General features: G+C 66.9%; 32 protein-coding genes. 10 read left to right on the plus strand and 22 right to left on the minus strand.

Features of this window, described 5'->3' with window-relative positions:
- Positions 1-26: 26 nt before the first annotated feature.
- The 10 genes from AC07TU_RS14185 to hisB all read right to left on the minus strand — a co-directional run bounded on the left by AC07TU_RS14185 (position 27) and on the right by hisB (position 6,099).
- Positions 27-1,565, minus strand: a complete 1,539-nt coding sequence (locus tag AC07TU_RS14185) for an amino acid permease (RefSeq protein ID WP_495188569.1) — start codon at positions 1,563-1,565, stop codon at positions 27-29.
- Positions 1,566-1,669: 104 nt separating this feature from the next.
- Positions 1,670-2,047 carry a histidine triad nucleotide-binding protein gene (locus AC07TU_RS14190; RefSeq protein ID WP_495188570.1) on the minus strand — a complete coding sequence of 126 codons (378 nt, stop codon included), beginning with the start codon at positions 2,045-2,047 and terminating at the stop codon, positions 1,670-1,672.
- 3 nt (positions 2,048-2,050) lie between these two features.
- The gene (locus AC07TU_RS14195; RefSeq protein ID WP_495188571.1) at positions 2,051-2,377 is read right to left on the minus strand and encodes a phosphoribosyl-ATP diphosphatase; all 327 of its coding nucleotides are present in this window, start codon (positions 2,375-2,377) and stop codon (positions 2,051-2,053) included.
- A gap of 32 nt (positions 2,378-2,409) precedes the next feature.
- Positions 2,410-2,592: a hypothetical protein gene (locus tag AC07TU_RS14200; RefSeq protein WP_495188572.1), complete on the minus strand. Its 183-nt coding sequence runs from the start codon at positions 2,590-2,592 to the stop codon at positions 2,410-2,412.
- A gap of 41 nt (positions 2,593-2,633) precedes the next feature.
- Entirely contained in the window at positions 2,634-2,897 is a 264-nt protein-coding gene (locus tag AC07TU_RS14205) for a PEP-CTERM sorting domain-containing protein (RefSeq protein WP_495188573.1), read from the minus strand.
- Between the two features lie 123 nt (positions 2,898-3,020).
- Positions 3,021-3,788, minus strand: a complete 768-nt coding sequence (hisF, locus tag AC07TU_RS14210) for an imidazole glycerol phosphate synthase subunit HisF (protein ID WP_495188574.1) — start codon at positions 3,786-3,788, stop codon at positions 3,021-3,023.
- Positions 3,789-3,918: 130 nt separating this feature from the next.
- On the minus strand, positions 3,919-4,635 hold the full coding sequence (gene hisA / locus AC07TU_RS14215; protein WP_495188575.1) for a 1-(5-phosphoribosyl)-5-[(5-phosphoribosylamino)methylideneamino]imidazole-4-carboxamide isomerase: 717 nt from the start codon (positions 4,633-4,635) through the stop codon (positions 3,919-3,921).
- Positions 4,632-5,231, minus strand: coding sequence for an imidazole glycerol phosphate synthase subunit HisH (gene hisH, locus AC07TU_RS14220; protein ID WP_495188576.1), 600 nt, complete (start codon positions 5,229-5,231; stop codon positions 4,632-4,634). Before hisH ends, hisA begins: the two co-directional genes overlap by 4 nt.
- Entirely contained in the window at positions 5,228-5,512 is a 285-nt protein-coding gene (locus AC07TU_RS14225) for a YciI family protein (RefSeq protein WP_495188577.1), read from the minus strand. The genes hisH and AC07TU_RS14225 overlap by 4 nt, the downstream gene beginning before the upstream one ends.
- Positions 5,512-6,099, minus strand: coding sequence for an imidazoleglycerol-phosphate dehydratase HisB (gene hisB / locus AC07TU_RS14230; RefSeq protein ID WP_495188578.1), 588 nt, complete (start codon positions 6,097-6,099; stop codon positions 5,512-5,514). Before hisB ends, AC07TU_RS14225 begins: the two co-directional genes overlap by 1 nt.
- Before the next feature lie 120 nt (positions 6,100-6,219).
- On the opposite strand from hisB, the gene AC07TU_RS14235 reads away from it, so the two are divergent.
- A complete protein-coding gene (locus tag AC07TU_RS14235; RefSeq protein WP_495188579.1) occupies positions 6,220-6,705 on the plus strand; it encodes an SspB family protein in 486 nt (161 codons plus the stop codon).
- Between the two features lie 42 nt (positions 6,706-6,747).
- Here the strand turns inward: AC07TU_RS14235 and AC07TU_RS14240 are convergent, their stop codons facing one another.
- On the minus strand, positions 6,748-7,521 hold the full coding sequence (locus tag AC07TU_RS14240) for an SDR family oxidoreductase (RefSeq protein WP_495188580.1): 774 nt from the start codon (positions 7,519-7,521) through the stop codon (positions 6,748-6,750).
- A 131-nt stretch (positions 7,522-7,652) separates the two neighbouring features.
- Between AC07TU_RS14240 and AC07TU_RS14245 the strand changes: the two genes are divergently transcribed.
- From AC07TU_RS14245 to AC07TU_RS14265, 5 genes are all read left to right on the plus strand, one after another.
- A complete protein-coding gene (locus tag AC07TU_RS14245) occupies positions 7,653-8,552 on the plus strand; it encodes a LysR family transcriptional regulator (protein ID WP_495188581.1) in 900 nt (299 codons plus the stop codon).
- 57 nt (positions 8,553-8,609) lie between these two features.
- Positions 8,610-10,001, plus strand: coding sequence for a class II fumarate hydratase (fumC, locus tag AC07TU_RS14250; RefSeq protein ID WP_495188582.1), 1,392 nt, complete (start codon positions 8,610-8,612; stop codon positions 9,999-10,001).
- 74 nt (positions 10,002-10,075) lie between these two features.
- Complete coding sequence (locus AC07TU_RS14255; protein ID WP_495162926.1) at positions 10,076-10,273, plus strand: hypothetical protein; 198 nt, start codon at positions 10,076-10,078, stop codon at positions 10,271-10,273.
- 44 nt (positions 10,274-10,317) lie between these two features.
- Positions 10,318-10,992 carry a guanylate kinase gene (gmk, locus tag AC07TU_RS14260; RefSeq protein WP_495188583.1) on the plus strand — a complete coding sequence of 225 codons (675 nt, stop codon included), beginning with the start codon at positions 10,318-10,320 and terminating at the stop codon, positions 10,990-10,992.
- A 26-nt stretch (positions 10,993-11,018) separates the two neighbouring features.
- On the plus strand, positions 11,019-11,603 hold the full coding sequence (locus tag AC07TU_RS14265; protein ID WP_495188584.1) for a hypothetical protein: 585 nt from the start codon (positions 11,019-11,021) through the stop codon (positions 11,601-11,603).
- On the opposite strand, the gene AC07TU_RS14270 is transcribed toward AC07TU_RS14265, so the two are convergent.
- The 7 genes from AC07TU_RS14270 to AC07TU_RS14300 form a co-directional block, all read right to left on the minus strand.
- Positions 11,595-12,284 carry an ATP12 family chaperone protein gene (locus AC07TU_RS14270; RefSeq protein WP_495188585.1) on the minus strand — a complete coding sequence of 230 codons (690 nt, stop codon included), beginning with the start codon at positions 12,282-12,284 and terminating at the stop codon, positions 11,595-11,597. The genes AC07TU_RS14265 and AC07TU_RS14270 overlap by 9 nt on opposite strands.
- Positions 12,285-12,287: 3 nt before the next feature.
- A complete protein-coding gene (locus AC07TU_RS14275; protein ID WP_495188586.1) occupies positions 12,288-12,509 on the minus strand; it encodes a hypothetical protein in 222 nt (73 codons plus the stop codon).
- Positions 12,506-13,183 carry an HAD-IA family hydrolase gene (locus AC07TU_RS14280; protein ID WP_495188587.1) on the minus strand — a complete coding sequence of 226 codons (678 nt, stop codon included), beginning with the start codon at positions 13,181-13,183 and terminating at the stop codon, positions 12,506-12,508. Before AC07TU_RS14280 ends, AC07TU_RS14275 begins: the two co-directional genes overlap by 4 nt.
- A complete protein-coding gene (locus AC07TU_RS14285; RefSeq protein WP_495188588.1) occupies positions 13,180-14,319 on the minus strand; it encodes an RluA family pseudouridine synthase in 1,140 nt (379 codons plus the stop codon). The genes AC07TU_RS14280 and AC07TU_RS14285 overlap by 4 nt, the downstream gene beginning before the upstream one ends.
- Positions 14,316-14,693, minus strand: coding sequence for a fluoride efflux transporter CrcB (crcB, locus tag AC07TU_RS14290; RefSeq protein WP_495188589.1), 378 nt, complete (start codon positions 14,691-14,693; stop codon positions 14,316-14,318). The genes AC07TU_RS14285 and crcB overlap by 4 nt, the downstream gene beginning before the upstream one ends.
- A gap of 106 nt (positions 14,694-14,799) precedes the next feature.
- On the minus strand, positions 14,800-15,534 hold the full coding sequence (locus AC07TU_RS14295) for a hypothetical protein (protein ID WP_495188590.1): 735 nt from the start codon (positions 15,532-15,534) through the stop codon (positions 14,800-14,802).
- Positions 15,535-15,738: 204 nt separating this feature from the next.
- On the minus strand, positions 15,739-17,493 hold the full coding sequence (locus AC07TU_RS14300) for a DUF885 domain-containing protein (RefSeq protein WP_495188591.1): 1,755 nt from the start codon (positions 17,491-17,493) through the stop codon (positions 15,739-15,741).
- Positions 17,494-17,719: 226 nt separating this feature from the next.
- On the opposite strand from AC07TU_RS14300, the gene AC07TU_RS14305 reads away from it, so the two are divergent.
- Entirely contained in the window at positions 17,720-19,039 is a 1,320-nt protein-coding gene (locus tag AC07TU_RS14305) for an APC family permease (protein WP_495188592.1), read from the plus strand.
- The gene (locus tag AC07TU_RS14310; protein WP_495188593.1) at positions 19,036-19,611 is read left to right on the plus strand and encodes an SAM-dependent methyltransferase; all 576 of its coding nucleotides are present in this window, start codon (positions 19,036-19,038) and stop codon (positions 19,609-19,611) included. Before AC07TU_RS14305 ends, AC07TU_RS14310 begins: the two co-directional genes overlap by 4 nt.
- Here AC07TU_RS14310 and AC07TU_RS14315 read toward each other — a convergent pair.
- The 3 genes from AC07TU_RS14315 to AC07TU_RS14325 form a co-directional block, all read right to left on the minus strand.
- A complete protein-coding gene (locus AC07TU_RS14315; protein ID WP_495188594.1) occupies positions 19,608-20,699 on the minus strand; it encodes a M23 family metallopeptidase in 1,092 nt (363 codons plus the stop codon). The two genes, AC07TU_RS14310 and AC07TU_RS14315, sit on opposite strands and share 4 nt — an antisense overlap.
- A complete protein-coding gene (gene recN / locus AC07TU_RS14320; protein WP_495188595.1) occupies positions 20,696-22,357 on the minus strand; it encodes a DNA repair protein RecN in 1,662 nt (553 codons plus the stop codon). Before recN ends, AC07TU_RS14315 begins: the two co-directional genes overlap by 4 nt.
- A gap of 97 nt (positions 22,358-22,454) precedes the next feature.
- On the minus strand, positions 22,455-23,315 hold the full coding sequence (locus tag AC07TU_RS14325; RefSeq protein ID WP_495188596.1) for an outer membrane protein assembly factor BamD: 861 nt from the start codon (positions 23,313-23,315) through the stop codon (positions 22,455-22,457).
- A 161-nt stretch (positions 23,316-23,476) separates the two neighbouring features.
- On the opposite strand from AC07TU_RS14325, the gene AC07TU_RS14330 reads away from it, so the two are divergent.
- Complete coding sequence (locus tag AC07TU_RS14330) at positions 23,477-24,301, plus strand: class I mannose-6-phosphate isomerase (protein ID WP_495188597.1); 825 nt, start codon at positions 23,477-23,479, stop codon at positions 24,299-24,301.
- Positions 24,302-24,371: 70 nt separating this feature from the next.
- Here AC07TU_RS14330 and AC07TU_RS14335 read toward each other — a convergent pair whose 3' ends face one another.
- Positions 24,372-24,593: a hypothetical protein gene (locus tag AC07TU_RS14335; RefSeq protein WP_495188598.1), complete on the minus strand. Its 222-nt coding sequence runs from the start codon at positions 24,591-24,593 to the stop codon at positions 24,372-24,374.
- 223 nt (positions 24,594-24,816) lie between these two features.
- Between AC07TU_RS14335 and AC07TU_RS14340 the strand changes: the two genes are divergently transcribed.
- Positions 24,817-25,152, plus strand: a complete 336-nt coding sequence (locus tag AC07TU_RS14340) for a hypothetical protein (RefSeq protein WP_495188599.1) — start codon at positions 24,817-24,819, stop codon at positions 25,150-25,152.
- The last annotated feature ends 13 nt before the right edge of the window (positions 25,153-25,165 follow it).

The raw sequence follows: 25,165 nt of genomic DNA on the forward strand, positions 1-25,165 counted from the left end.
CCCTTCTTTGTTTGGCTCAGCGCAGCTTAGTGCGTGCCGGGAACCGGCGGATCGAGCTCCTGATAGGCCTCATGTTCGGCCGTCTCGACGATGCCGCGGCCGACATGGCTCTTGCGGCGGCTATAGCCGAAATAGACGATCAGCCCGAGCGCCGCCCAGCCGACGAACATCATCTTGGTGTCGTGACCGAGGCTGTAGAACAGATAGGCGCAGCCCAGGATCGCGATCGGTGCCGTGATGACGATCAGCGGCGTGCGGAACGGCCGCTTGCGGTCCGGATCGGTGCGGCGAAGCACCAGCACCGCGATCGACACCGCGGCAAAGGCGAACAGCGTGCCCGAGTTGGAGATGTCGGCAAGCTTGCCGACCGGGAAGAAGGCCGCGAACAGCGCCACGAACACGCCGGTCAGGATGGTGATGACGTGCGGGGTGTGGAACTTGGGATGAACCTTCGAGAAGACCGCGGGAAGCAGGCCGTCGCGGCTCATCACGAAGAAGATGCGGGTCTGGCCGAACATCATCATCAGGATGACCGAGGGCAGCGCCAAGCCGGCGGCGAGGCCGATCAGGTTGCCGATCTGGGGCCAGCCGATTTCACGCAGCGTCCAGGCGAGCGCCTCCTTCGAACAAACGACCGCTTCCTTGCCGGTTGCGGCTGCAGTTTCGACACACGCCTTGGCCAGCTCGGTGCTGCCCGGTGCCAGAGCCGCACCATCGGCGCCGAGAATCGGCTGGGCGCCGACGCTGCCGATCACGCCCGCGGCGACGAGCAGGTAGAAGATGGTGCAGATGGCGAGCGAACCGATCAGGCCGATCGGCATGTTGCGCTGGGGGTTCTTGGTTTCTTCGGCAGCGGTCGAGACCGCGTCAAAGCCGACATAGGCGAAGAAGATCGATGCCGCAGCCGCCGACACGCCGGCGAAGCCGAGCGGCGAGAAGGGCTCGAAATTCTGCATGTTCATCACGGGGACTGCGAGCACGATGAACAGCGTCAGCGCCGCGACCTTGACCGCGACGAGGATCGAGTTGACGAGCGCGCTTTCCTTGGTGCCGATCACCAGCAGCCAGGTGACCAAGGCTGCGATGAGCATCGCGGGCAGATTGATGATGCCGCCGTCATAGGGGCCACGTACCAGGGCGTCGGGAATATCGAGCGCAAAGGCGTTCTCGATCAATCCGACGACATAGCCCGACCACCCGACGGACACCGCGCCTGCGGCGACGGCATATTCGAGGATCAGGGCCCAGCCGACCATCCAGGCGATCAGTTCGCCCATCACGGCGTAGCTGTACGTATAGGCCGAGCCCGAGACGGGCACCATCGCTGCCATCTCGGCATAGCAGAGTGCCGCGACCGCGCAGACCACGCCGGCAATCACGAACGACAGCATCATGCCGGGCCCGGCCTTCTGCGCCGCTTCGGCGGTGAGAACGAAGATACCGGTGCCGATCACCGCGCCGATGCCGAGCATGGTGAGCTGGAACGCTCCCAGCGATCGGTGGAGCGATTTCTTTTCGGCAGTAGCTAGAATGGCGTCGAGTGGCTTTACGCGCCCGAATATCATGCAACTTCCCCCAATGCGGCGTGGCTCTTGCCTTACTTGCCGCTGATACGAAAGCCGGGAGCCTAGCTGCAAAATGGGATGGTGCAATCCCCCAAGTGCGCAGCTTATCGCGTCAGCATTGGCCCCAGCGGCTTGCCCGCGAAAATATGGACATGGAGGTGTGGCACTTCCTGCCCACTGTCGAGGCCGGCATTGGCGAGCAGGCGATAGCCGGGCTCGACGGCCCCCGCCTCGCGGGCGACGATCCCGACAGCACGAACAAAGCCTGCGATTTCAGCGTCCGAAGCACGCGCGGAGAAGTCGTCCCACGAAACATAGGCGCCGGTCGGGATTACCAGCAGATGCGTCGGCGCGAGCGGATTGATGTCGTGGAAAGCGATCGCGAATTCGTCTTCATAGACGCGCTTCGAAGGGATTTCGCCGCGGAGGATCTTCGCGAAGATGTTCTGGTCGTCATAGGGCTGGGTCGCGTCAATCGGCATATTCTAGGCTCCTGCAGGGCGGCTGGCCTTTTCATCGATTCCGGAGATGCCCTCGCGGCGGGCGAGCTCGGCGCGGACATCGTCGAGCGAAAGCCCGGTATCCGCGAGCAGGACGAGGAGGTGGAAGATCAGGTCCGCCGCCTCGCCGGTAAGGCCTTCGCGATCGTCCTGCACCGCCGCGATTGCGGCTTCGACGGCTTCCTCGCCCAGCTTCTGCGCGATCTTGGCGCGGCCCTTTGCGGTCAGCTTGGCGACATAGGAGGTCGCGGGATCGCCGGTGCGGCGCTCGCGGATCACGGCTTCGAGCGTGTCGAGGATATCGGCGGCCATGAAGGGGGCAGTCGGGCAGCGCTGCGCTGCTGTCAATCCTTGGGCTTGCGCTTGCGGCGGCGCATCGCACGCTGAGCGAGCCAGATGCCGCCCGCGGCCATGGCGGCGAGTGCAAGGTCCGAGAGTTCGGGCATCGTGCGGCGCGCCACGTCCCCGCCATGCGCGGCGAGCGCGGGCGTTGCAGCGAGCAGAAGCAAGGGCAGGGCGCGGATCATGCGGCGAGCATAAATCCGCCTCCCTGCGAAAAAGTGAAGCCCTAATCCTGCTTGCGGCGGCTGCGGCGGATCAGCGCCGCGCCGGCGATGCCGAGCGCGAACAGGCCGAGTGCGGCAGGCTCGGGGATCGAGGCGGGGCCGCCGCCCGACGAACTCGAGGGCGCGCCACCGGACGAACTCGGGGCACCGCCGCTCGACGATCCTTCCGGCGTCGAGGGTGGCGGGGTATCCATGGCAAATACAGGCGCGGCAGGCAGTGCGGCGGCCGCGGCAATCGCCGCAAGACAGACGTTGAGTCGCGTCACTGAGCTTCTCCTTCCCGTTGACGGGAGAGGAAGGCAGCAAGAAGGCTGCCAGAAGCGGCAGCGTGCGGGATTCAGCGCGAGTCCCTGGTTAATCGCGACGGCGTAAAGATGGTAATTGTAAAGTTAACCGACGCTGCGGACCGGGATTCCGGCGGCGGCAAGCGCTGCATGCGCGTCTGCAATGCTGGCCTCACCAAAGTGGAAGATCGAGGCGGCGAGCACTGCGCTGGCATGGCCGTCGCGGATCCCGGCGACGAGGTGGTCGAGACCGCCAACCCCGCCCGATGCGACCACGGGCACGGTCACCTGATCGGCGACGGTACGGATCAGCTCGAGGTCATAGCCGTCGCGGGTGCCGTCCCGGTCCATCGAAGTGAGCAGCAGTTCGCCGGCGCCGAGTTTCGCGAGGTGGAGCGCGTGCTCGACCGCGTCGATCCCGGTGGGCTTGCGGCCGCCATGGGTGAAGACTTCCCAGCGCCCCTCAGCCACGCGTCGCGCATCGACCGAGGCGACGACGCACTGGCTGCCGAAACGCTCGGCGATCTCGCTGACGACTTCGGGGCGAGTGACCGCCGCGGAATTGACCGCGACCTTGTCCGCCCCGGCAAGGAGCAGCGCGCGGGCGTCCTCCGCCGTGCGGACGCCACCACCGACGGTGAGCGGCATGAAGCAGACTTCGGCGGTGCGGCGCACCACGTCGATGATCGTGCCGCGCGCCTCATGACTGGCGGTGATGTCGAGGAAGCAGAGCTCATCGGCCCCGGCGGCATCATAGGCGCGGGCCTGCTCGACCGGGTCGCCGGCGTCGCGCAGGTTCACGAAGTTCACGCCCTTGACGACGCGGCCATTGGCGACGTCGAGACAGGGGATGACGCGCGCGCGGACGGTCATGGTTCAAGCCCCTCCCCTTCAGGGGAGGGGTTGGGGGTGGGGGCGTCAAGGTGCAGGGTGTCGCTTGTGGCAACTGCCCCACCCCAACCCCTCCCCTGAAGGGGAGGGGCTATCTGGGTTTGACGCGTCCTCACGCTGCGGCCCTCAGCGCCTCGGCGAGATCGAGGCGGCCGTCATAGAGGGCGCGACCGGTGATGACGCCTTCGATGCCGGGCTTGCCGACCAGCGCATGGATATCCGAGATATCGGCGACCCCTCCGCTCGCGATCACCGGGATGGAGACCTCGGCCGCGAGCGCCACGGTCGCCTCTACATTGCAGCCCCTGAGCAGACCGTCACGGCCGACATCGGTGAACAGCAGGGCGGCGACGCCGGCATCCTCGAACCGGTGGCCGAGCTCAGCGATCGAGACGGTCGAAACCTCGGCCCAGCCCTTGGTCGCGACGAAGCCGTCGCGCGCATCGACCGCAACGACGATCTGGCCGGGGTGCGCGGCGGCGGCCTCGCGGACGAACACCGGGTCTTCGAGTGCGGCGGTGCCGATCACGACACGGCTGACACCCATGTCGAGCCAGCGTTCGACCGAGGCGCGATTGCGGATGCCGCCGCCGAGCTGAACCTTGCCGGGGAATTTGTCGATGATCGCCGCGACCGCGACGCCGTTGATCGATTCGCCGGCGAATGCGGCGTCGAGATCGACGACATGGAGGTGCGTTGCCCCCGCCTTGGCGAAGGCATCGGCCTGTGCGGCGGGGTTCTCGCCATAGACGGTGGCGCGGGTCATATCCCCTTCGGCCAGACGGACAACCTGACCGGCCTTGAGGTCGATGGCGGGGAAGACGATCACGGGTTCCACCTCAGAAAGCGTTCGAGCAATGCCAGCCCGTAGCGCTGGCTCTTTTCGGGGTGGAACTGCACCCCGGCGAAATTGTCGCGGCCGATCGCGGCGGTGACGGGACCGCCATGTTCGGTCGTCGCGAGCACCGCCTCGCCGTCATAAGCGAAGCTGTGCAGGAAATAGGCCTCGCCCGCTTCGATCAGCGGGTGGGGGACGAGCGGAACGACGTCGTTCCAGCCCATATGGGGGATGCGGACATCATTGGCGGGAAGCTCGCGGACGGTGCCGTCGAGCCAGCCGAGACCCTGATGCACGCCCAGTTCCTCGCCGGTCTTCGCTAGCAGCTGCATGCCGACGCAAACGCCGAGAAAGGGGGCTGCATCCTTGAGCACGCGCTGGTCGAGCGCCTCGACCATGCCGGAAATCGCGCGGAGGCCTGACGCGCAGGCACCGAATGCGCCGACGCCGGGCAGGACGATGCGGTCGGCCGTCAGGACGACATCGGGATCGGCGGTGACGGCGACATTCGCCGCGCCCGCCGCCTTCAACGCATTGTGGACCGAGTGGAGATTGCCCGCGCCATAGTCGATCAGCGCGATGGTCACTGGCCGAGCGCCTCCAGCCCCGGCGCGAGGATCGAGGGCGAGACCTCGATGAATTCATACTCGGCGGCGGCCTCGGTCGCGAACGGATCGGTCGCGGCCCAGGCCTTCGCCTCGTCGAGCGTGCCGCGCACCAGCAGCATGCCGCCGGTCACCGGCACCTTGCGCCCGGCGAGCAGAAGGCGGCCATCGGCAAGCCCCTGCTTCAGCCAGTCGACATGCGCTGGGCGGAGCGCATCGATTGTCTCGATCGGCACCTTGTAGCTCAGCAGCACCGCGATCATCAGAGCGTGCCCTTGGTGCTGGGGATAGCGTCGGCCTTGCGCGGGTCGATCTCCACCGCCTGGCGCAGCGCGCGGGCGAGGCCCTTGAACGCGGCTTCGGCGATGTGGTGGTTGTTCTGGCCGTAGAGCGTCTCGATGTGCAGCGTCACGCCTGCGGTCTGCGCGAAGCTGTGGAACCAATGCTCGAACATCTCGGTGTCCATCTCGCCGAGACGCTTCTGGCTGAACTCGGTCTTCCAGACGAGATAGGGTCGGCCGGAAATATCGATCGCGACACGGGTGAGCGTCTCGTCCATCGGCGAGAGCGCGTCGGCATAGCGGCGGATGCCGCGCTTGTCGCCCAGCGCCTTGGCCACTGCCTCGCCGATGGCGAGCCCGGTATCCTCGACCGTGTGGTGCTGGTCGATATGCAGGTCGCCCACCGTCTTCACGTCGAGATCGATCAGCGAGTGGCGCGAAAGCTGTTCGAGCATGTGATCGAAGAAACCGATCCCGGTGGAGATCGTATAGCTGCCGGTGCCGTCGAGGTTCACGGTCACATCGACCGAGGTCTCGCTGGTCTTGCGGCTGATCGTCGCGGTGCGCATGGCCGCTCCATAGCGCCGTCCCATCGCCATGCAATGATGGCGGAGCTATCTCTAGCCCCAGTTGATCTTGACCTGCAGGCCATCTTGACCGGTGCGGAGAGGCCTGTAGGCAATGGACCCATGACCGGTAACGTGCCCGACAGCCTGATTCCCTATGACGAGATCGTGCAGGAGGCCCTGCGCGCAGTGGTCGGCCGCGTGCTCGATCAGGTCGCTGCCACGGGCGCACTGCCCGGGACGCACCATTTCTACATCACCTTCAAGACCCGTGCGCCGGGCGTCGACATTCCCGACCGGCTGATCGAGCGGTTCCCGGACGAGATGACGATCGTCCTGCAGCACCGTTTCTGGGACCTGAAGGTCGATGAGGAGCGATTCTCGGTCGGCCTCAGCTTCAACCAGATTCCGTCGATGCTGGTGATTCCGTTCGCGGCGATCACCGGGTTCCACGATCCGGCAGTCAATTTCGAGCTGCGCTTCCAGGCGGCGGAAGATCCCGATGGCCCCGAACCGCATGACGAGGCCGAGAATGACGGCCCGCCGGTGGTGACGCCGGTCGAGGACGGATCGAACGTCGTCGCGGTGGACTTCAAGCGCAAGAAATAGGCGCAAGAAACAGGCTGGCGCGCGCGGCGCCAGCCCTGTGCGTCACTTGGTGGTGTAGCCGCCATTGACCAGGATGGTCTGCCCGGTCATCCACCAGCCGTCGCTGACCAGAAAGCGGATCCACGGCACGATATCCTTGATATGCGTGAGCCCCGTGGGCGTGAAGGGCGACAGCGCCGCCGCGGTCTTGTGATAGGCCACCGCTTCGGGGCCTTCAGCCGGGTAGAAGAAGGGCGTGTCCATCGGGCCGGGGCCGACCGCCGTCACCGAAATGCCGCGCTCGCCGAACTCCTTCGATGCGGCCCGCGTAAAATGCTCGACCGGCGCCTTGGTCCCCGCATAGCTGGCGTAGAAGGGCGTGTAGGCGCCCAATAGCGAGGTCACCAGGGTGCAGACCTTGCCATTGTCGGCGACATGCCGGCCCGCTTCCTTGAGGAAGAAGAAGGCGGCCTTAGCATTGACCGCGCTCATCGCGTCATATTCGGCTTCGCTGATCTCGACGATCGGCTTCTTGAGCACCTTGCCGACGGTGTTGATCGCGATGTCGGGCCGGCCGATCGCGTTGACCGTGTGGGCGAAGAGCTTCTCCATCGCACCCGCGCTGGTGAGATCGGCCTGGATGGCGATCGCTTCGGACCCCGCCGCGCGAATCGCGGCGACGGTCTCGGCCGCCGCGTCGGCGGCCGCGGCGCTGTTATAGTGGATCGCCACCGCCTTCGCGCCCTGCGCGGCGAGGTCGCGGGCGATCAGTCCGCCCAGATTTTTCGCGCCGCCCGCGATGAGGACCGTTTTTCCGCTGATGCCATGATCGGCCATGCGTTCGTCTCCCGATTGTCCGCCACGCCGGTGCGGCGTGCGGTGAGGCGCTCAATCTCGTGCACCCGACTGTTCGTAAAAAGGCGATCATTCTGGAATGACATGTCGTGATTTCTGGATAATCTGCGGCCATGGATCAGGTGACGCTCTTTCGCGTGTTCCTGCGCGTGGCCGAAAGCGCGAGCTTCACGCGCGCCGCCGACACGCTCGGCATGCCCCGCTCGTCGGTCTCGGCGGCGGTACGTGAGCTGGAGGGGCGGGTGGGGGCGCGGCTGCTCCACCGGACTACCCGCAGCGTGCGGATGACGCAGGAGGGGCGCATTTTCCATGCGCATTGCACCCGGCTGGTCTCCGAGATGGAAGCGATGGAAGGACTGTTCCAGTCGCAGGACAGTCCGAGCGGCCGGCTGACGATCGATGTGCCGGGCCGGCTGGGCCGATTGATCATCGCGCCGGCACTGCCGCAGTTCCTCGATCGCTATCCGGGGATCGATGTGGTGCTGGGGGTGACCGATCGTGCGGTCAATCTGGTCGAGGACAATGTCGATTGTGTGCTGCGGGTCGGGCCGCTGACGGATTCGGCGATGGTGGCGCGGCGGATCGGCGAGTTGCGGTTCATCAACGTCGCCAGTCCGGCCTATCTCGCGCGCTACGGAACGCCGCAATCGCCTGCCGATCTGGCGGGCCATCGGGGCGTGCTGTTCGCCTCGCCGACGACTGGGCGGGTCGAGGATTGGGAGTGGGAAGAGGCCGGGGTGCTGCGGCGGCTGGCGATTCCCGGCCGGGTGACGGTGAACAGCGCGGAGGCGCAGATCGCCTGCTGTCTCGCTGGTCTCGGGCTGATCCAGATTCCGGCCTATGACGTTCGGGCGCATCTGGCCGCCGGGGACCTGGTCGAGGTGATGCCGGAGCAGGTCGCCGAGCCGCTGGCTGTGACGCTGCTCTATCCGGACCGGCATCATGTGCCGGGGCGGTTGCGGGTGTTCATGGACTGGGTGACCGATCTCATGCGCGCCGAAGTGTTCTGCTGAGTGCTTGCCGACGCGCCGATTCTCCCTAGATCGGCGACGACGACAGATGGAGGCGATGTGACGCAGACCCGCACCGAAACCGACTCGATTGGCGCGATCGAGGTACCCGCGGACGCCTATTGGGGCGCGCAGACCCAGCGGAGCATCGAGAATTTCCCGTTCGGCCTCACCGAACGGATGCCGATCGGCATCGTCCATGCTCAGGCGATCGTGAAGCAGGCCGCGGCGCGGGTGAATGCGAAACATGGCCTGAAGCCCGAGATCGTCGCGGCGATCGAGGACGCGGCACAGACGATCGTGTCGGGCGCGCTCGACGACCAGTTCCCGCTCGTCATCTGGCAGACCGGATCGGGCACCCAGACCAACATGAACGTCAACGAGGTGATCGCGGGCTACGCCAACGAGAAGCTCGCGGGCACGCGCGGCGGCAAGGCGCCGGTCCACCCCAACGATCACGTCAATATGAGCCAGTCGTCCAACGACAGCTTCCCGACCGCGCTGCACGTCGCGACGGTGCTGGCGACGCGCGATGTGCTGCTGCCCGCGCTGGAGACGCTGACCGCATCACTCACCGCGAAATCAAAGGCGTGGGACCATATCGTCAAGATCGGCCGCACCCATACGCAGGACGCGACCCCGCTGACCTTGGGGCAGGAATTCTCGGGCTATGCCGCACAGCTGGCGAGCTGCCGGGCGCGGATCGAGGGGGCGCTGAACGGCAATATCCGCAAGCTTGCGATCGGCGGCACGGCCGTCGGCACCGGCCTCAATGCGCCCGAAGGCTGGGCCGAGGATATGACCGCGGCGATCGGCGACATCACTGGTACCGAGTTCGAAAGCGCGCCGAACAAGTTCGAGCAGCTGGCAGCGAAGGACGGGCTCGTCTTCTTCTCGGGTGCGCTCAACACGCTGGCGGTGGCGCTCAACAAGATCGCTAACGACATCCGCTTCTTGGGGTCCGGGCCGCGCTCCGGCCTTGGCGAGCTGTCGCTGCCCGCCAACGAACCGGGCAGCTCGATCATGCCGGGCAAGGTCAACCCGACCCAAGCCGAGTCGCTGACGATGGTTGCGGCGCAGGTGATCGGGAACAACCAGGCGGTGACCGTCGGCGGGATGCAGGGGCATTTCGAGCTCAACGTGTTCATGCCGCTGATCGGCGCGAACGTGCTGCGTTCGATCCATCTGCTTTCCGTGGGCATGACCAGCTTTGCCGAGCGCTGTGTCGACGGGATCGAGGCGAATGAGCGCCAGATCGCCGATCTGGTCGGGCGGTCGCTGATGCTCGTCACCGCGCTCGCACCCGAGATCGGCTATGACAATGCCGCCAAGATCGCCAAGGTCGCGCATGCCGAGGACCTGACCCTGCGCGAGGCGGGCCTGAAGCTTGGGCTGGTGGACGAGGCGACGTTCGACCGGCTGGTGCGCCCCGAGACGATGGTGGGGCGCTAAGAGTCACCCGCCATTCATGGAACCGCCGCGACAATCCGCAGTTGAAGGAACGGACCTAGGCAAGAGGAGCCACTATGATCGGACGGGTTATCGGCGCACTGGTGGGACGTGAGATCGACCGGCGCGACGGAAGCGGCGGCGCCAAGGGTGCGGCGATCGGCTTCATCGCGGCGGGCGCGCTGAAGCGGCTGGGGCCGATCGGTCTCGCGCTCGGCGGCGCCTATGTCGCCAAGAAGGCCTATGACCGGCACAAGGCGACGCGCGGGAAGTAACGCCCCGGCTTGACGCATGCGCCATGCCCGCGCCAAAGGCGCACATGGCGCATCGCGAATCCAAATTCGACTTCGACCGCAGGGGCGTGTTGTTCGTCCTCTCCTCGCCCTCCGGCGCGGGGAAGTCGACCATCGCGCGCAAGCTGCTTGAGGTGGAGCCCGGCATGGGCATCTCGGTCTCTGCGACCACGCGACCGATGCGCGAAGGCGAGCAGGACGGACGCGAATATCATTTCGTCACGACCGAGGAATTCAAGGCGCGCGCGGCGCGGCACGAGTTCCTCGAATGGGCGCATGTCTTCAACTATCGCTACGGCACGCCGCGCGGACCGGTGAAGAAGATGCTGGCCGAAGGGCAGGACGTGCTGTTCGACGTCGACTGGCAGGGCGCGCAGCAGCTGTTCCAGCTCGAAGGCGGCGACGTGGTCCGCGTGTTCATCGTGCCGCCCTCGCTCACCGAGCTGGAGAAGCGCCTGCGCGACCGCAACACCGACAGCGAGGAAGTGATCCAGTACCGGATGAAGCGCGCCGAACGCGAGCTCTCCCACTGGGACGGCTATGACTATGTCGTGGTCAATGACGACCTCGATGCCTGTTTCGAGAAGGTCCACACGATCCTTCAGGCCGAGCGCGAGAAGCGCTCGCGCAAGCCGGGGCTGATCGGCTTCATCCGCGAGCGGCAGGAAGAAGCGGTCGCCATGGGGCTGACGACGCGCTAACCTTCTTCCCTGACAAGGGGAGATGCATGATGCCGAGAGCTGTACTGGGCGGCCTGCTGGGCGGGATCGTCATGTGGATCGTGGGCTTCATCTTCTGGGGCACACCGCTCAAATATCTGGCGCTGACCCAGACCAGCGATGCGGCGAGCGCGACGATCCAGGCGACGCTGGCGCAGCAGCTGGGCGCGACCGGGAGCGGCGCCTATCCGATTCCCTGGCCCGATACGCCGGCCGGTACCCAGCTGTACGGGCACGGGCCGGTGGCGACGGTGCTGTTCAACAACAGCGGCTTCGCGGTGCTGGATACGAGCGCGCTGATCGGCGGGCTGATCCTGGGCATCGTCTGCACGCTGTTGCTGGCCTTTGCGCTGGCACGGGTGACGGCGGGGATGAGCTTTGGCGGACGGCTGACGATCGTCGCGTTGTTCGCGGTGGCGATCACCGCCTATAGCCAGCTTGGCCAACCGATCTTCAACCACGCGCCCTGGGGCTATTTCATCTATCTGTGGATCAGCGAGATCGCCGGATGGCTGGCGGCTGGCGCGGTGATCGCCTCGCTTCTGCCCAAGCCTGTGGTCGCAGCGGCAGCGCCGCCCGAAACCTCAGAGTAAAGACAGGAACCGCGCGCCCGCGTCGAAATCGGTGCGGCGCGCAACGCGGGCCTTTCGGGCGAGGTCGTCTTCGCCCCAATGCTCCGCCTGCCAGTCCTCGTCGAGATTGGCGGCGGACCACACATCCTCGGGTGCCGCCGCGCCTTCGAGCAGAGCGAGCGCAGCGATCAGCGAACCCGTGACGGTGACCAAGGGCGAGAGCGCGGCGAGCTGGAACGGAGACAGCCCGGCGACCGCGTTCGCGAGTCTTTCGACCGTCTCGTCCGATTGCGGGCGATGCATCACCCCGGTGGTGGTAACCGGATCGATCCCGTAGCGGATGCGCGCCCAGTCGAGCAGCGGATCCCATGCGGCCTGCTGGCGCAGCTGAAGCTCGAGCGGATGATCGGCGCGATAACAGAGCAGGTCGCTCTCGCCATATTTGGCGAGACCCGCGGCGAAGGCGGCCGGATCGGGGGCGATCCGGTCGATCGCGGCGTTGCTGAGGCCGGTGAGCGGCATCGCGCGCGGATCGATCGTCTCGCCGACATTGCGCCATTCGTCCGCGACCGCTTCGGCCAGCGCGGGACTCGGCAGCGTCAGCGGCACGCGGCCGGGCGTGCGGACGGGCTTGCCGTCGAGATGGATGTCATGGCCGCCCGCCACAGGAACGGCGGAAACGTCCTGCCAGAAACGCTTCATAAGTTACTGATCCGGTGTGGGTGGGGTGCGCCAGCGGCGCGCGAGCGCGCGCGGTACGACGGCGATGCAGTAGAGGCCCGAGATCAGGATCGCGCCGCCCAGCAGTCGCATCAACATCGTGTCCGATTTGCCCAGAATGACGAGGCCGAACACCGCGCCGGCAACCGCCGCGATCTGTGACATCACCATCAGGAAATAGCGGTTGCGGGCGGGATCCTCGGTCATCGCGGTACCATCTCCAACAGGGCCTCCAGGATCGCCGGAAGCTCGCGGGCGTCGGTGGAGACGCGATGCGCGCCGGCTGCCGTCAATTCATGGGGTTCGTGATAGCCCCATGCAACCCCCACGGCATGGGTGCCCGCGTTGAGCGCCATGGCGATATCGAAGCTGGTATCACCGATCATCGCGGTGGTGTGCGGCGCGGCGCCGGCCTCGGCGATCGCCAGCTCGAGCATTGACGGATGGGGCTTGGAGGGGTGGCGGTCGGCGGTCTGGAGCGTGACGAAACGCTTGGTCAGGCCGTGATGCTCAAGGATCAGCGCGAGGCCGCGGTCGGACTTGCCGGTGGCGACGCCGAGCAGCCAGCCGGTCTCGTCCAGCGTCTCGATCGCCTCGGCGACGCCGTCGAACAGCGGCTCCGGATCGAGCGCGCGGTCGGCGCGCATCGCATGGAAGGCACGCTTGTAGTCTTCGGCCATCAGTTCGTGCTGGCGCGCCTCGGCCTCGGGCAGCAACGCGGCGATAGCCGGGACGAGGCTGAGCCCGACGATCCGGCGGATCGCGTCGCGGCTGGGCGGATCGAGCCGGTGCTGCGAAAAGCACGCCTCCATCGCGCGACAGATATTGGCCTGCGAATCGACGAGCGTGCCGTCGCAGTCGAACACGGCGAGACGGTTCATTTCTTCTTCGGCTTCCCGGTCTTCACAGGTTTTCCGGCCTTCTCCGCCTTGTCGCCGCGGCCGCGGCGTTCGCCGCGGCGTTCCTTGCGATAGGTCTTTGCGTGGGCCTTGGCCTTCGCCTTTTCCTGCTCGCGCGTCATCGGCGCCTTCTCATCAGGCGGCAGATTGTCGCCACGTTCGATGTCGAAGCCCAATTGGGTGAGCGTCTCAGCGAAATGCGTGGGCAGATCGGCGGTCACGTCGAGCTTGCCGCCATCGGGATGATCGATGCGGATGCGGCGCGAGTGGAGGTGCATCTTGCGCGAGATGCTGCCCGACAGGAACGCTTCGGCGAGGCCGTATTTGCCGTCGCCGACGATCGGATGACCGATCGCCGCCATATGGACGCGCAGCTGATGCGTGCGGCCGGTATGCGGCTGAAGCTCGACCCAGGCGGCGCGATTACCGGCGCGGTCGATCACGCGGTAGCGGGTGCGTGCGGGCTGGCCCTCTTCCTCGTCGACCTGCATCTTCTCGCCGCCGGTGCCCGGCTGCTTGCCGAGCGGCAGGTCGATGAAGCCGTCCTCGATGCTGGGCACGCCCATGATGATCGCCCAATAGGTCTTCCGCGCGGTGCGGCCGGAAAAGCTCTTGGAGAAATAGGCGGCGGCACGGGCGGTTCGGGCGAGGACGAGCGCGCCCGACGTGTCCTTGTCGAGGCGGTGGACCAGCTTGGGCCGCGTATCGAGGTCGAAATAGAGGCCGTCGAGCAACTGATCGACATGGTCGTGCGTCTTGGTGCCGCCCTGCGTCGCGAGGCCGGGGGGCTTGTTGATGACCATCGCCTGCGCGTCGCGATGGATGACCATCGATTCGGCGAATTCCATCTGCTCGGGGGTGAGCTGCGGGCGAGCCTTTTTCGGCTTTGCCGTGGCCGCCTGAACCGGTTCGGCGGGCGGGACGCGGATCACCTGGCCCGCCTGGATGCGGTCGCCCGGCGTGGCGCGCGCGCCATCGACGCGGAGCTGGCCGGTGCGCGCCCAGCGCGAGACGATGTTGAAGCTGGTGTCGGGCAGGTGCCGCTTGAACCAGCGATCGAGACGGATGCCGTCATCGTCGATGCCGACGGTGAACTGGCGGACATTGGCGTCGTTCATGCCGCCACCCGTGCGATCTGGAGCCCGGCGAAGAGCGCGAGGATCGAGCCCGCCACCGATGCGAGGATGTAGAGCAGCGCGACGCCATGGTCGCCGCGCTGGAGCATGTTGGCGGTTTCGAGCGAGAAGGCCGAGAAGGTGGTGTAGCCGCCGAGCACGCCGACGCCGAGCAGATAGCGCAGCGCATCGTCCCCGCTGGCCCGGGCGGCGAGCCAGCCGGCGAGCAGACCCATGAGCATGCCGCCGAGAAGGTTCACGATCAGCGTACCCCAGGGGAAGCCCGGGCCCCATAGAGCGAGCGCAGCACGGCCGGTGAGATGCCTTGCCCCGGCGCCGATCGCGCCGCCGAGCATGACGAGAAAGAGGTGGTTCATCCCGCGGCACTAGCGGGAAACCGGGGCGGGGACCAGAGGTTGAACCCCGGGGCCCCGCCCCGATAGGGTGGAGGACAGCGCCGAAGCGCCGCCCTCCGGGAGAAACTCAGTTACCGCCGCTGGCGATCAGATCGAGATCCGTGCCACCGTCGCTGCGCGCGGAGAGCATCACGACATAAGCGGAGCCATCACGGCCACGCGTGCCGCCCAGGACGTGCTGGCCGTCCTTTGCCTGATGTTCTGCCGTGAAGCCGCCCTTCACCGCGCGGGTGTAGTACCAATCGACCATGGTCTGCAGCGGCTGCGGAGTCGAGAAGCTTACCACCCGAAGTGAGCATTGCGCATCCTGCGCGCCGGCGGCCTCGCTGACGCGGGCCTGCGGATGGAGCGGCATGCCCGCGGGCAGACGCGCGGCCCATTGCGCCGAATAGGCGAGCTTGGCCGCACAGCTCGCGGTCCGCTTGTCCTTCTGCTTCGCAGCGAGGCTGCCGAGGGTGATCGCCGATTGCTGGGTTTCGCACGCTTCGCACTTGCCGCTCGGTGCGGGCGCCTTGAGCAGCTCGCCATCCTTGGGCATCGCGGCCTTGCCGGCGGCGACCGTCTCCGAAGGAAGCGCCGCGGAATAGGGCTGGCTGGGCGGACGGATCGCGTCCTTGTTCGACTGCGAGGCGAGCTGCGGATCGACCATGATCTGGTCCTGCAGCGCACCCATCAGTGCGGGATCAGCGGTATTGCCGGTAATCTCATTGTCGAGTGCGTCGACATTCTGATTGTTCGCGCCGCCCCCGCATGCGGCGAGCGCGAGCGGCAGAAGGACGATGGCACTAGCCCGGCGGATCATCATGGAGCTCCCCATTTCGTGTAGCGTGATGACAGGACAGGGTTAAGGAAGCGTTGGGGATAGCGGCTCGCGAACAGTTCGTCGCACCGGCCTTGTGCCGGGGCCCACGGCGCCGCACCGGCAGCGCTGCAGCCGCTTGCGCAACGCTCGCCTCCCGGTAGACCCCGGCACAGGGCCGGGGTGACGGGAGAGGGGCGCGATCGCTCACCCCTTCGCCTTCTCCGCCGCGATCCAGGTTTCGATCTGCGCGTCGAGCACGTCGAGCGGAACGGCGCCTTGGGCGAGCACGGCGTCGTGGAAGCCCTTGAGATCGAACTTCGCCCCCAGCGCCTTTTCGGCGCGGGCGCGCAGCTCGCGAATCTTGATCTCGCCGAGCTTGTAGCCGAGCGCCTGGGCGGGCCAGCTGATGTAGCGGTTGACCTCGGCATCGATATTCGCCGCCGACAGCGCGGTGTTGTCGAGCATGAACTGGACCGCCTGTTCCTTGGTCCAGCCCTTCGAATGGATGCCGGTATCGACGACCAGGCGGCAGGCGCGCCACATCTCGTAGGACAGGCGGCCCATCTGCTTCTCGGGCGTGTCGTACAGGCCCATCTCGATCCCGATCCGCTCCGAATAGAGGCCCCAGCCCTCGGTGAAGGCGGTGAAGCTGGCGAGATGGCGGCGGAACGGACTCGTCTCCATCTCCTGCTGAAGCGCGATCTGGTGGTGGTGGCCGGGCACGGCCTCATGCGCGGTCAGCGCGGGAAGCTCATAAAGCGGGCGCTGGTCGAGCTTGGAGGTATTGACGAAGTAGGTGCCGGAAAGCCCGAGCTGAGGATTGCCGGGGCCGTAATAGGCGGTGGTGGTGCCCTCCGCAGTTTCGGCCGGGATGCGCTTGAGGCCATAGGGCAGGCGCGCCATCCTGTAGAAGAAACCCGGCATCTTGCCGTCGATCAGCTTGGCCTGGAAGGCTGCGGCCTCCATCAGCTCCTCGGCGGTCTTCGCATAATATTTGGGGTTGGTGCGCAACTCCTGCACGAACGCCTCGCGGCTGGGATAGCCGGCTTTCTTCGCGACTTCGGCCATCTCGGCACGGATGCGGGCGACCTCGTCGAGGCCGATTCTGTGGATCTGATCGGCGCTATAATCGGTGGTGGTGAGCTGGCGGATGCGGAAGGCATAATATTTGGCGCCGCCGGGCTGAGCCGAGACGCCGACCGCCTTGGCGCATTTCGGCTCATAGGCCGTGCGGTAGAATTGCGCCGCCTTGGCGTAGGACGGGTTGATCGCGGTGGTCACGACCTTGCGCGCGCGTTCCTGCAGCGCCGCCCATTCGGCATCGGTCGCGTCGGCGGGCTTGGCGCGGGTGAAGGGCGAATAGAAGCGCGACTTGGCGGGATCATCCTGGATCACGCCGGTGATCGTCTTCTCGAAGCCCGCCAGGCTGACGCAGGGCTGGACATAGCCGCCCTTCACCGCCTGTGCGGTGATGTCGATCAGCGTGTCGTTGGTCTTGGGGAATTGCTCGAGCCGGGTCAGGTAATTGGCGTAGTCGGCCTTGCGGCGGAAGGCGGTGCGGTCGGCCTGTCCGGCGGCGCCCTGCCAGGGGTTGGAATAGCTGGTGAACAGCATCGTGCGCTGGCCATAGCCGTTCGATTCGACGCTTTCGGCGAGCAGCCGGTGGAGGATGGCCTTGTCGGTACGCTCGGCAGGGGAGAGGCCGGAATCGGGGATGGCGTCGAGGCGCTTGAGGAACGCGGCTTCGGCGATGGCGCGGCGATCCTCGGCAGCGAGGGAGATGTCGCCGACCTCGGTCGCGTACTCGGCATTGCCGATCGACAGGGCAAAGCCGGGATTTTCCTTTTGCACCCAGGCGAAATGCTCGGCGAGCAGCGCCCGCAGATCGTCCGACGGCGTCGCAGCGGCGGGGGCGGCGAAGGCCAGCAGCGCGGCGGCGCTGATTGACAAAGCCGACACTTTGGGCGGGTTCTTACGCGCGGGTGTCAAGCGAGGTTGCTGGCGGCGGTGCGGGAGGATCGTCATGGCGGCGAGGCAAGCAGACCCGTTCCAACAATGCAACCTTTGCACGGCACCTTTCGGCGCAGGCGGGGAGGGGGTACGAAACCGAAACGGGCGCGGCCGGTTGGCTGGTGACCGCCCGATGCTTGCCGGATGAGGGAGTTCAAGCGGTGACCAGGCTCCGATGACAGAGGCTGCCAGCCCGCGCCGCACGCTCGGCGATCTCGACGTGTTTGCGCTGACCGTCGGCATCGTGGTCGGGGCGGGGATCTTCCGGACACCGGCGATGGTCGCCGGATTTGCGCCCGACGCGGCGACGATGATCGCGGCCTGGGTCGCGGGCGGGCTGCTCTCGATCGCGGGCGCGCTCTGCTATGCCGAGATGGCGGCGGCCTGGCCGCATATGGGCGGCGACTATCATTTCCTCGGCCGCGCTTATGGCGAGCGGCTGGCGTTCCTCTACGCTTGGGCGCGGCTGGCAGTGATCCAGACCGGATCGCTGGCGCTGCTGGCGTTCATCGTCGGCGACTATCTTCAGGTGATCGCGCCGCTGGGGCCGGCGGGGCCGGCGATCTGGGCGGGAATCGCGGTAGTGGCGGTGAGCGGCCTCAACTGGCTGGGCATCCGCTGGGGAGCCGCGGCGCAGCGCTGGCTGACGGCAGTCGAAGTGGCCGGGCTGGTCGCGGTCATCATTGCCGGGTTCATGGTCGCGCCTGCGGGCTCCGCGCCCGCGCCAGTCAGCGACGGCAGCGCGATCGGGCTGATGATGGTGTTCGTGCTGCTCGCCTATGGCGGGTGGAGCGAGGCGGTGTACGTCTCCGCCGAGATGAAGGCGCCACCGCGGCGGATCGCGCCGCTGATGGCGGCGGCGCTGGCGCTGGTGACGTTGCTCTATGTGCTGGTGAACCTCGCCGCGCTGCATGTGCTGGGGTTTGCGGGGCTGGCCGCATCCGATGCCGTGGCGGCCGAAGTGATGCGGCGCGCGCTGGGGGATGGCGGCGCGGCGGCGATCAGCGCGGCCGTGGCGGTGGCGGCGCTGACCAGCGCCAACGCGACGGCCATTACCGGCGGCCGGACAGCGGCGGCGCTCGGAAGGCGGTTCGGAGCGCTGCGCTGGCTGGGGCAATGGGACATGACGCGCGACACGCCGGGCAATGCACTGGTAGCACAGGGCGCGGTAGCGCTGGCGCTGGTCGTGGCGGGCGGATTCGCGCGCGACGGGTTCCGGCTGGCGGTCGAATATACCGCGCCGGTCTTCTGGTTCTTCCTGCTGCTGGTCGGTGTCGCACTGTTCGTGCTGCGGCGGCGCTTTCCCGAGGTCGAGCGGCCGTTCCGGGTGCCGCTCTACCCGATCCTTCCCGCCGTCTTCTGCGCGACGACGGCGTATCTGCTCTGGTCCAGCCTCGCCTATACCGGCTGGGGCGCGCTTGCGGGGGTTGCCGTGTTGGGAGCGGGCGCCGTCCTGCTCCTGTTCCTGAAGCCCGAAGAGGAGATGTCGCCATGAAGCTGATCATCACCACCGCCGCGATGCTGATGGCGGGCAGCGCGATCGAGGCGCCGCCCGGCCCGGCACCGGTCGCCACACAGCAGAGCCGTACCCCCGACGTGATCTATGTCCCGACGCCGCCCGAGGTGGTCGAAGCGATGCTCGATATGGCGCAAGTGAAGGACGGCGACGTGCTCTACGATCTGGGGTCGGGCGACGGGCGCATCCCGATCGCCGCGGTCAAGCGCGCCAGGGTCAAGGCGACCGGGATCGATATCGATCCGCAGCGCATCGCCGAGGCCAATGCCAATGCGAAGGCGCAGGGCGTGGAAGGCAAGGTGACCTTCAGGCAGGCGGACCTGTTCGCCAGCGACTTCAGCGATGCCAGTGTGGTGACGCTCTACCTGCTCGATACGCTGAACGAGAAACTGCGGCCCAAACTGCTGGCGGAGCTGAAGCCGGGGACGCGGATCGTGAGCCATGCCTTCCGCATGGGTGCGTGGGAGCCCGAAAGGACCGAGGATGTGAACGGGCGGACGATCTATTTCTGGACGGTGCCCAGGAAGGGCGAGAAGCCGAAGGGACTCTAGGGAAACCGCACCACCACGTTCGGTGAGGGCATTGCGGCGGTGAAGCGGCGCGGGGCGCCAGGCTGCCAGCGCTCGCCTGAAAAGGCCTGATCGATCGTCGTCCAGCTCCCGACCTGATCGAACGCATCGAGCGCGAAGGGCAGGCCTTCGGCGCCGAGCGGCGAGTTGGTGTCGGCGACGTGGAAGTGGAGGTGCGTGCCGCCGACCTGGCCGGTGGCGCCGACATGTCCGAGCAGCTGGCTGCGGCGCACGCGATCGCCTTGTTTGACCGCGAGACCTTGCTTGAGGTGCTCGTAGAACACGATGCGGCCGCCACCGATATCGATCGCGACATAGTTGCCGGTGGCGTTTTCGGGATCGCCCGGCTCGTCGGGGTTGCGCTGGACCGGGTCGGCAAAATCGTCCCGCGCAGCGACCACGCGGCCGTCGGCGACTGCGATCACCTCCGCGCCAAAGCCGGGATCGGCGGCGTAGCGCGGCTCCTTGGGGTTGCGGTCGGCATGGAAGAAGTCGATCGCGAAGCGGCCGGGAACGCGCGGCGTGCCGTTGCGCGCGTAGACGTAGCGGCGGTGGCCGAATTCCATCGCTGGCTGATAGATTGCCGACCAGGTCCCACCACGCAGCGGCGGGCCGAAGGGATGCGGTGCAGCCAAGACAGCACGCGTGGCGCTTTCGATCGTCACCGGCGGGCGTTCGGCGATCGTGTAGGTGATGCGGTGGCGGACCGACGCGACGGGCCGCTCGACGGGCTGATTGACGAAGATCGCTGCGTGCGCGCCCGGGGCAACCAGCGTGCGGTCGGCATCCTTCGCGACCCATTGACCGCCGATCAGCGCAGCGAGTTTGTCGCCCTCATAACGGCCGAGTGTTCGGCCTTCGCCGTCGACGATCTCCAGCGCGTTCAGGCGGAGCGGCGAACGGTGAAAGCTGGAGATGCGGAGTTCGTAGGCGATCTGCATTCCGTCCGCACGCGCAACGTGCGCGGGTTGTCCCGAGACGGTGAGTTCGAGCGAAATGGGCGGGATCTTCTGCGCGTCGGCGGGGGCGGCGATCGCCAGTGTGGCGATGACGGGCAGCAGTCGGATCATGCGGTCTCCAGCAGACGATCGGCCTGAGCGCGGGCCTCGTCGGTGATCTGGGCGCCGGAGAGCATGCGGGCAATTTCTTCTCGACGGGCGTCATCATCCAGCGCACGAACGCCGGTGCGGGTGACGAGGCCGTCATGGCTTTTGGCGATGAGCAGATGATGCCCGCCACGTGCCGCGACCTGCGGGCTGTGGGTGACCACCAGGAGCTGGGCGTCGGTCGCGAGGCGGGCCAGGCGCTCGCCGATCGCGCTTGCGACCGCGCCGCCAACGCCGCGGTCGATCTCGTCAAAGATCAACGTGCGGGCACCGCCCTCTTCGGCGAGCGCGACCTTCAAGGCGAGGATGAAGCGCGACAGTTCACCGCCCGAGGCGATCTTGATGAGCGGGGCGAAGGGTGCGCCGGGATTGGTCGATACCTCGAATTCCACCCGGTCGCGGCCCGACGCCGCCCATTGGTCGCGCGGCAGCGGATCGACGACGGTACGGAAGCGCGCGGCGTCGAGCTTCAAGGGCTTGAGTTCGGTCGCGACTGCAGCGTCGAGGCGCACGGCAGCGGCGGTGCGCGCGGCGGATAGCGTCTCGGCAGCCTCGGTATAGGCGGCTTCGGCCTGTGCGAGCGCGGCTTCGAGGCGGTGGATCGTGTCCTCACCCCCTTCGATCCGGGCGAGGCGTGCGGCGAGGGTCTGGGTCAGTTCGGCGAGGTCGTCGGGCTGGACGCGATGCTTGCGGGCAAGGCCGCGCAGCTCGAACAGGCGGGCTTCGTCGGCTTCGAGCGCCGCTGGGTCGAAGGCGAGTGCCTCGGCTGCCTCATCGACCTTTTCCTGCGTGGTCCCACCCTCGATCAGCGCACGGTCAAGCGCTGCGAGCGATTCGGTAAGGGCAGGGTGGTCCTCGCTGATCCGTTCGAGGATGCGTGCGGCCTGGCGCAGTCGGGTGAGCGCGCCGTCGCTGCCGTCGAGCAGGTCGGCGATCGCCTGGAGCTCGCCCGCGATCTTCTCGCCCCGCTGCATGGAGGCGCGGCGTTCGGCGAGCTGTTCCTCCTCGCCCGGCTCGGGGGCGAGTGCGGTGAGTTCGCCGACGGCATGTTCGAGCCATTCGCGGTCGCGCGCGGCATTTTCCTGTTCTTCGCGCGCGGCCGCCAGTTCCTCTTCTGCGGCGCGGAACCCGCGATGCGCGTCGGCGACGGCATCGGTGTCGAGCCGCCCGAACGTATCGAGCAGCGCGCGGTGGCCGCGCGAGTTGAGCAGACCGCGGTCGTCATGCTGGCCGTGGATCTCGACCAGGAAGGCACCGAGCTCGCGCAGCAGCGCGGCGGAGGCTGGCGAATCGTTGACGAAGGCGCGGCTGCCGCCGTCGGCCTTGACGATGCGGCGGATGAGCAAAGGTTCGCTCGGATCGAAATCGACACCGTTCTCGGCAAGCAGCGCGGCGGCTGGGGCAGGGTCGGCAAGCTCGAAACTGGCGGTGACCACCGCCTGCGCCGCGCCCTGGCGGACGAGGCCGCTATCGGCACGCATGCCGAGCGCCAACCCGAGCGAATCGAGCAGGATCGACTTGCCGGCGCCGGTTTCCCCGGTCAGCACGCCGAGCCCAGCGCGGAAATCGAGGTCGAGCGCCTCGATCAGCACGACGTCGCGGATGTTGAGGCCGGTCAGCATCGGCCGCTGTTACCCCTTTTTGTTCCGCCTTGGGAGAGGCGTTCTTGCATGGGAGCGGGCCGGTGCCGTCTCGTGCGCTTGCGCACGAACAAACAGATCAGTCGGTCTGGTCGTCGACGGGCTTGGGCTTCGGCACGTCGTCGAGCTTGGGCGCGGTTGCCGGCGCCGAAGCGGGGACGGGCACCGCCTCGCCATGCTTGCCGATCAGCTCATAGGCGCGCTGGTACCATTGGGTACCGGGATAGTTGGCGCCCAGAACGGCCGCAGCCTTCTTCGCCTCTTCCTTCACGCCCAGCGCGAGATAGGATTCGGTCAGGCGCATCAGCGCCTCGGGCGTGTGGGTGGTGGTCTGGTAATTGTCGATCACCGTACGGAAACGGATGATTGCGGCGAGCCACTGGCCGCGCACCTGGTAATAGCGGCCGACCTCCATCTCCTTGCCCGCAAGGTGATCGCGGACGAGGTCGACCTTGAGCCGTGCGTCGGCGGCGTAGCGGGTGTTGGGATAACGGCGGTTGAGTTCGCCCAGCGCGTCGAGCGCCTGCTGGGTGATCTTCTGGTCGCGGGTGACGTCGCTGATCTGCTCATAATAGCTGAGCGCAATCAGATAATAGGCATAGGGCGCGTCGCGGTTGCCGGGGTGAACGGCAAGGAAGCGCTGCGACGACTGGATCGCCTGGGTGTAATTGCGGTCGAGATAATAGGCGAAGGCGCCCATCAGCTGCGCGCGGCGCGCCCAGATCGAATAGGGGTGCTGGCGTTCGACCTCATCGAACAGCGCCGCTGCGAGCTTGTACTGGCCCCGGTCGAGCCGGTCCTTGCCCGCAGTGTACAGCGTGCCCACGTCGCGTGCGACATAGGGCAGATCGGCGCGCGTGCCGCCACCGCGGGCGCAACCGGCAAGCGCGAGCGCCGCAACGAAAACAAGGGCGGTGGAACGGATCGAAAGCATACGCATGGCGCGGTTCTTAAAGCGTGTTTGGAAATGCGCCAAGCGGGCATTTCGGTGGCGGCCGTGCGACACGCGGCAAGTTGTTTTCTGCAAGGGCTGCGGCGAACCGGATTGAAGGCGGGCGATGGTGCGTTGCCTGCAGGGGCCGAATCCCGCATGGAAGCGGGATGTCAGTGACGCTTCTGGCCATGCACCGGGTAGAGAAACCCTGGGGACGGCACCGGCTGTGGCCGGGCTTTGCCGATCCGGCGCGCGATGGCGAGCCGGTGGGGGAGGTCTGGTTCCAGACGCCGGGCGACAGTGCGCCGGAGCTGCTGATCAAGTATCTCTTCACCAGCGAGAAACTGTCGGTGCAGGTGCATCCGGACGACGCGCAGGCGCATGCGCGTGGTCTGCCGCGCGGCAAGGACGAATGCTGGGTGATTCTGGCGGCCGAGCCCGATTCGACGATCGCGCTGGGGACGCGTGAGCCGGTCGATGCCGATACGCTGCGCGCGGCGGCGCTGGACGGATCGATCGAAGACCTGCTCGACTGGAGACCGGTCAAGGCAGGGGACTTCATCTATGCCCCCTCGCGGACGATTCACGCGATCGGCGCGGGGGTCACGCTGATCGAGATCCAGCAGAACAGCGAGACGACCTACCGGCTCTATGACTATGGCCGGCCGCGCGCGCTGCATCTGGAGGATGGGGTCGCGGTTGCGAATGCGGTGCCGTTCGTCGATGCGCCGGTGCCGGGCGAGGTTGAGCCGGGACGGGGAGTCCTGGTCGAAGGCCCCAAATTCGTGGTGGAGCGCTGGCCCGGTGGCGATCGTGCGCTGCGGATGCCGGACGGCGTGACCGGCTGGCTGGTGCCCGTGCGCGGAGAGGGCGTGATCGGCGGCGTCGCGTGGAAGGCGGGCGAATGTCTGACCGTCACCGGGAGCGCGGTGCTCACCGCTTCGGACGACAGCGACCTCCTGTTCGCCTATCCGGGCGCCGAACGGCTGTAATCGACGGCGAATCGCGCAACCCGATCCTGACCCCGCCCGTTGAGGGAGGGTCAGGAGAGGAGGAAATGGTTCAGAAGATGAACCCGCCGAGCCACAGCCGGACGAAGCCGACCAGCAGCACGATCAGGTTGAGATTCCGGCCGGTGTTCGAATCCGACAGCGCGCCCAGCGCTGCGCCGAGCACCGCGAGCGGGATCACCAGATAGTTGAGCGAGCCCAGCAGCGGGATGAGACCGAGCAGCATCACCGGAAGGGCAATGACGCCGACGACGATAGAGACCAGGTTCAGCATGGCTTGAAGATGGTTCCTTTCCGGGGATCTGACAAGGTGTCTTGTTTAAATAATACACAATCGGGCACCGATAAAGGCCAGGACGAAGATGAACGAACTTCGCGCGGTTGCGACACTCGGCGACACAAAAGCACGACTTTGGTGAAATCGCTGCGACAGGCGGGGCGGATACCGATGTTCGACCGCAGAGGAGCGGTCCTGTTTTTGAGTGAGGAGAGCAGAGATGAAGAAGATCGCAATCCTGATCGCCGGCCTTGGTATCGCCGCGACCACCATTCCCGCCGCGTCGGCCCAGCAGGGCTGGTGGGGCATCAACCAGCGCCAGGCGCAGCTCGACCAGCGGATCGACCGCGGCGTGCGTTCGGGGCAGCTCGACCGGCGTGAGGCAGCGCGCCTGCGGTCGGAATTCCGCGGGATCGCCAATCTCGAGCATCGCTATCGCCGTTCGGCCCCGGGCCTGACGATGGCGGAGCGCCGCGATCTCGACCGCCGCTTCGACGCGCTGGCGCGCAAGATCCGCTGGGAACGCCGTGACTGGGACCGTGGCTATCGCCGCTAAGCCCTGAGCGGAT

The sequence above is a fragment of the Sphingomonas sp. GW821-FHT03E12 genome, assembly GCF_059420685.1.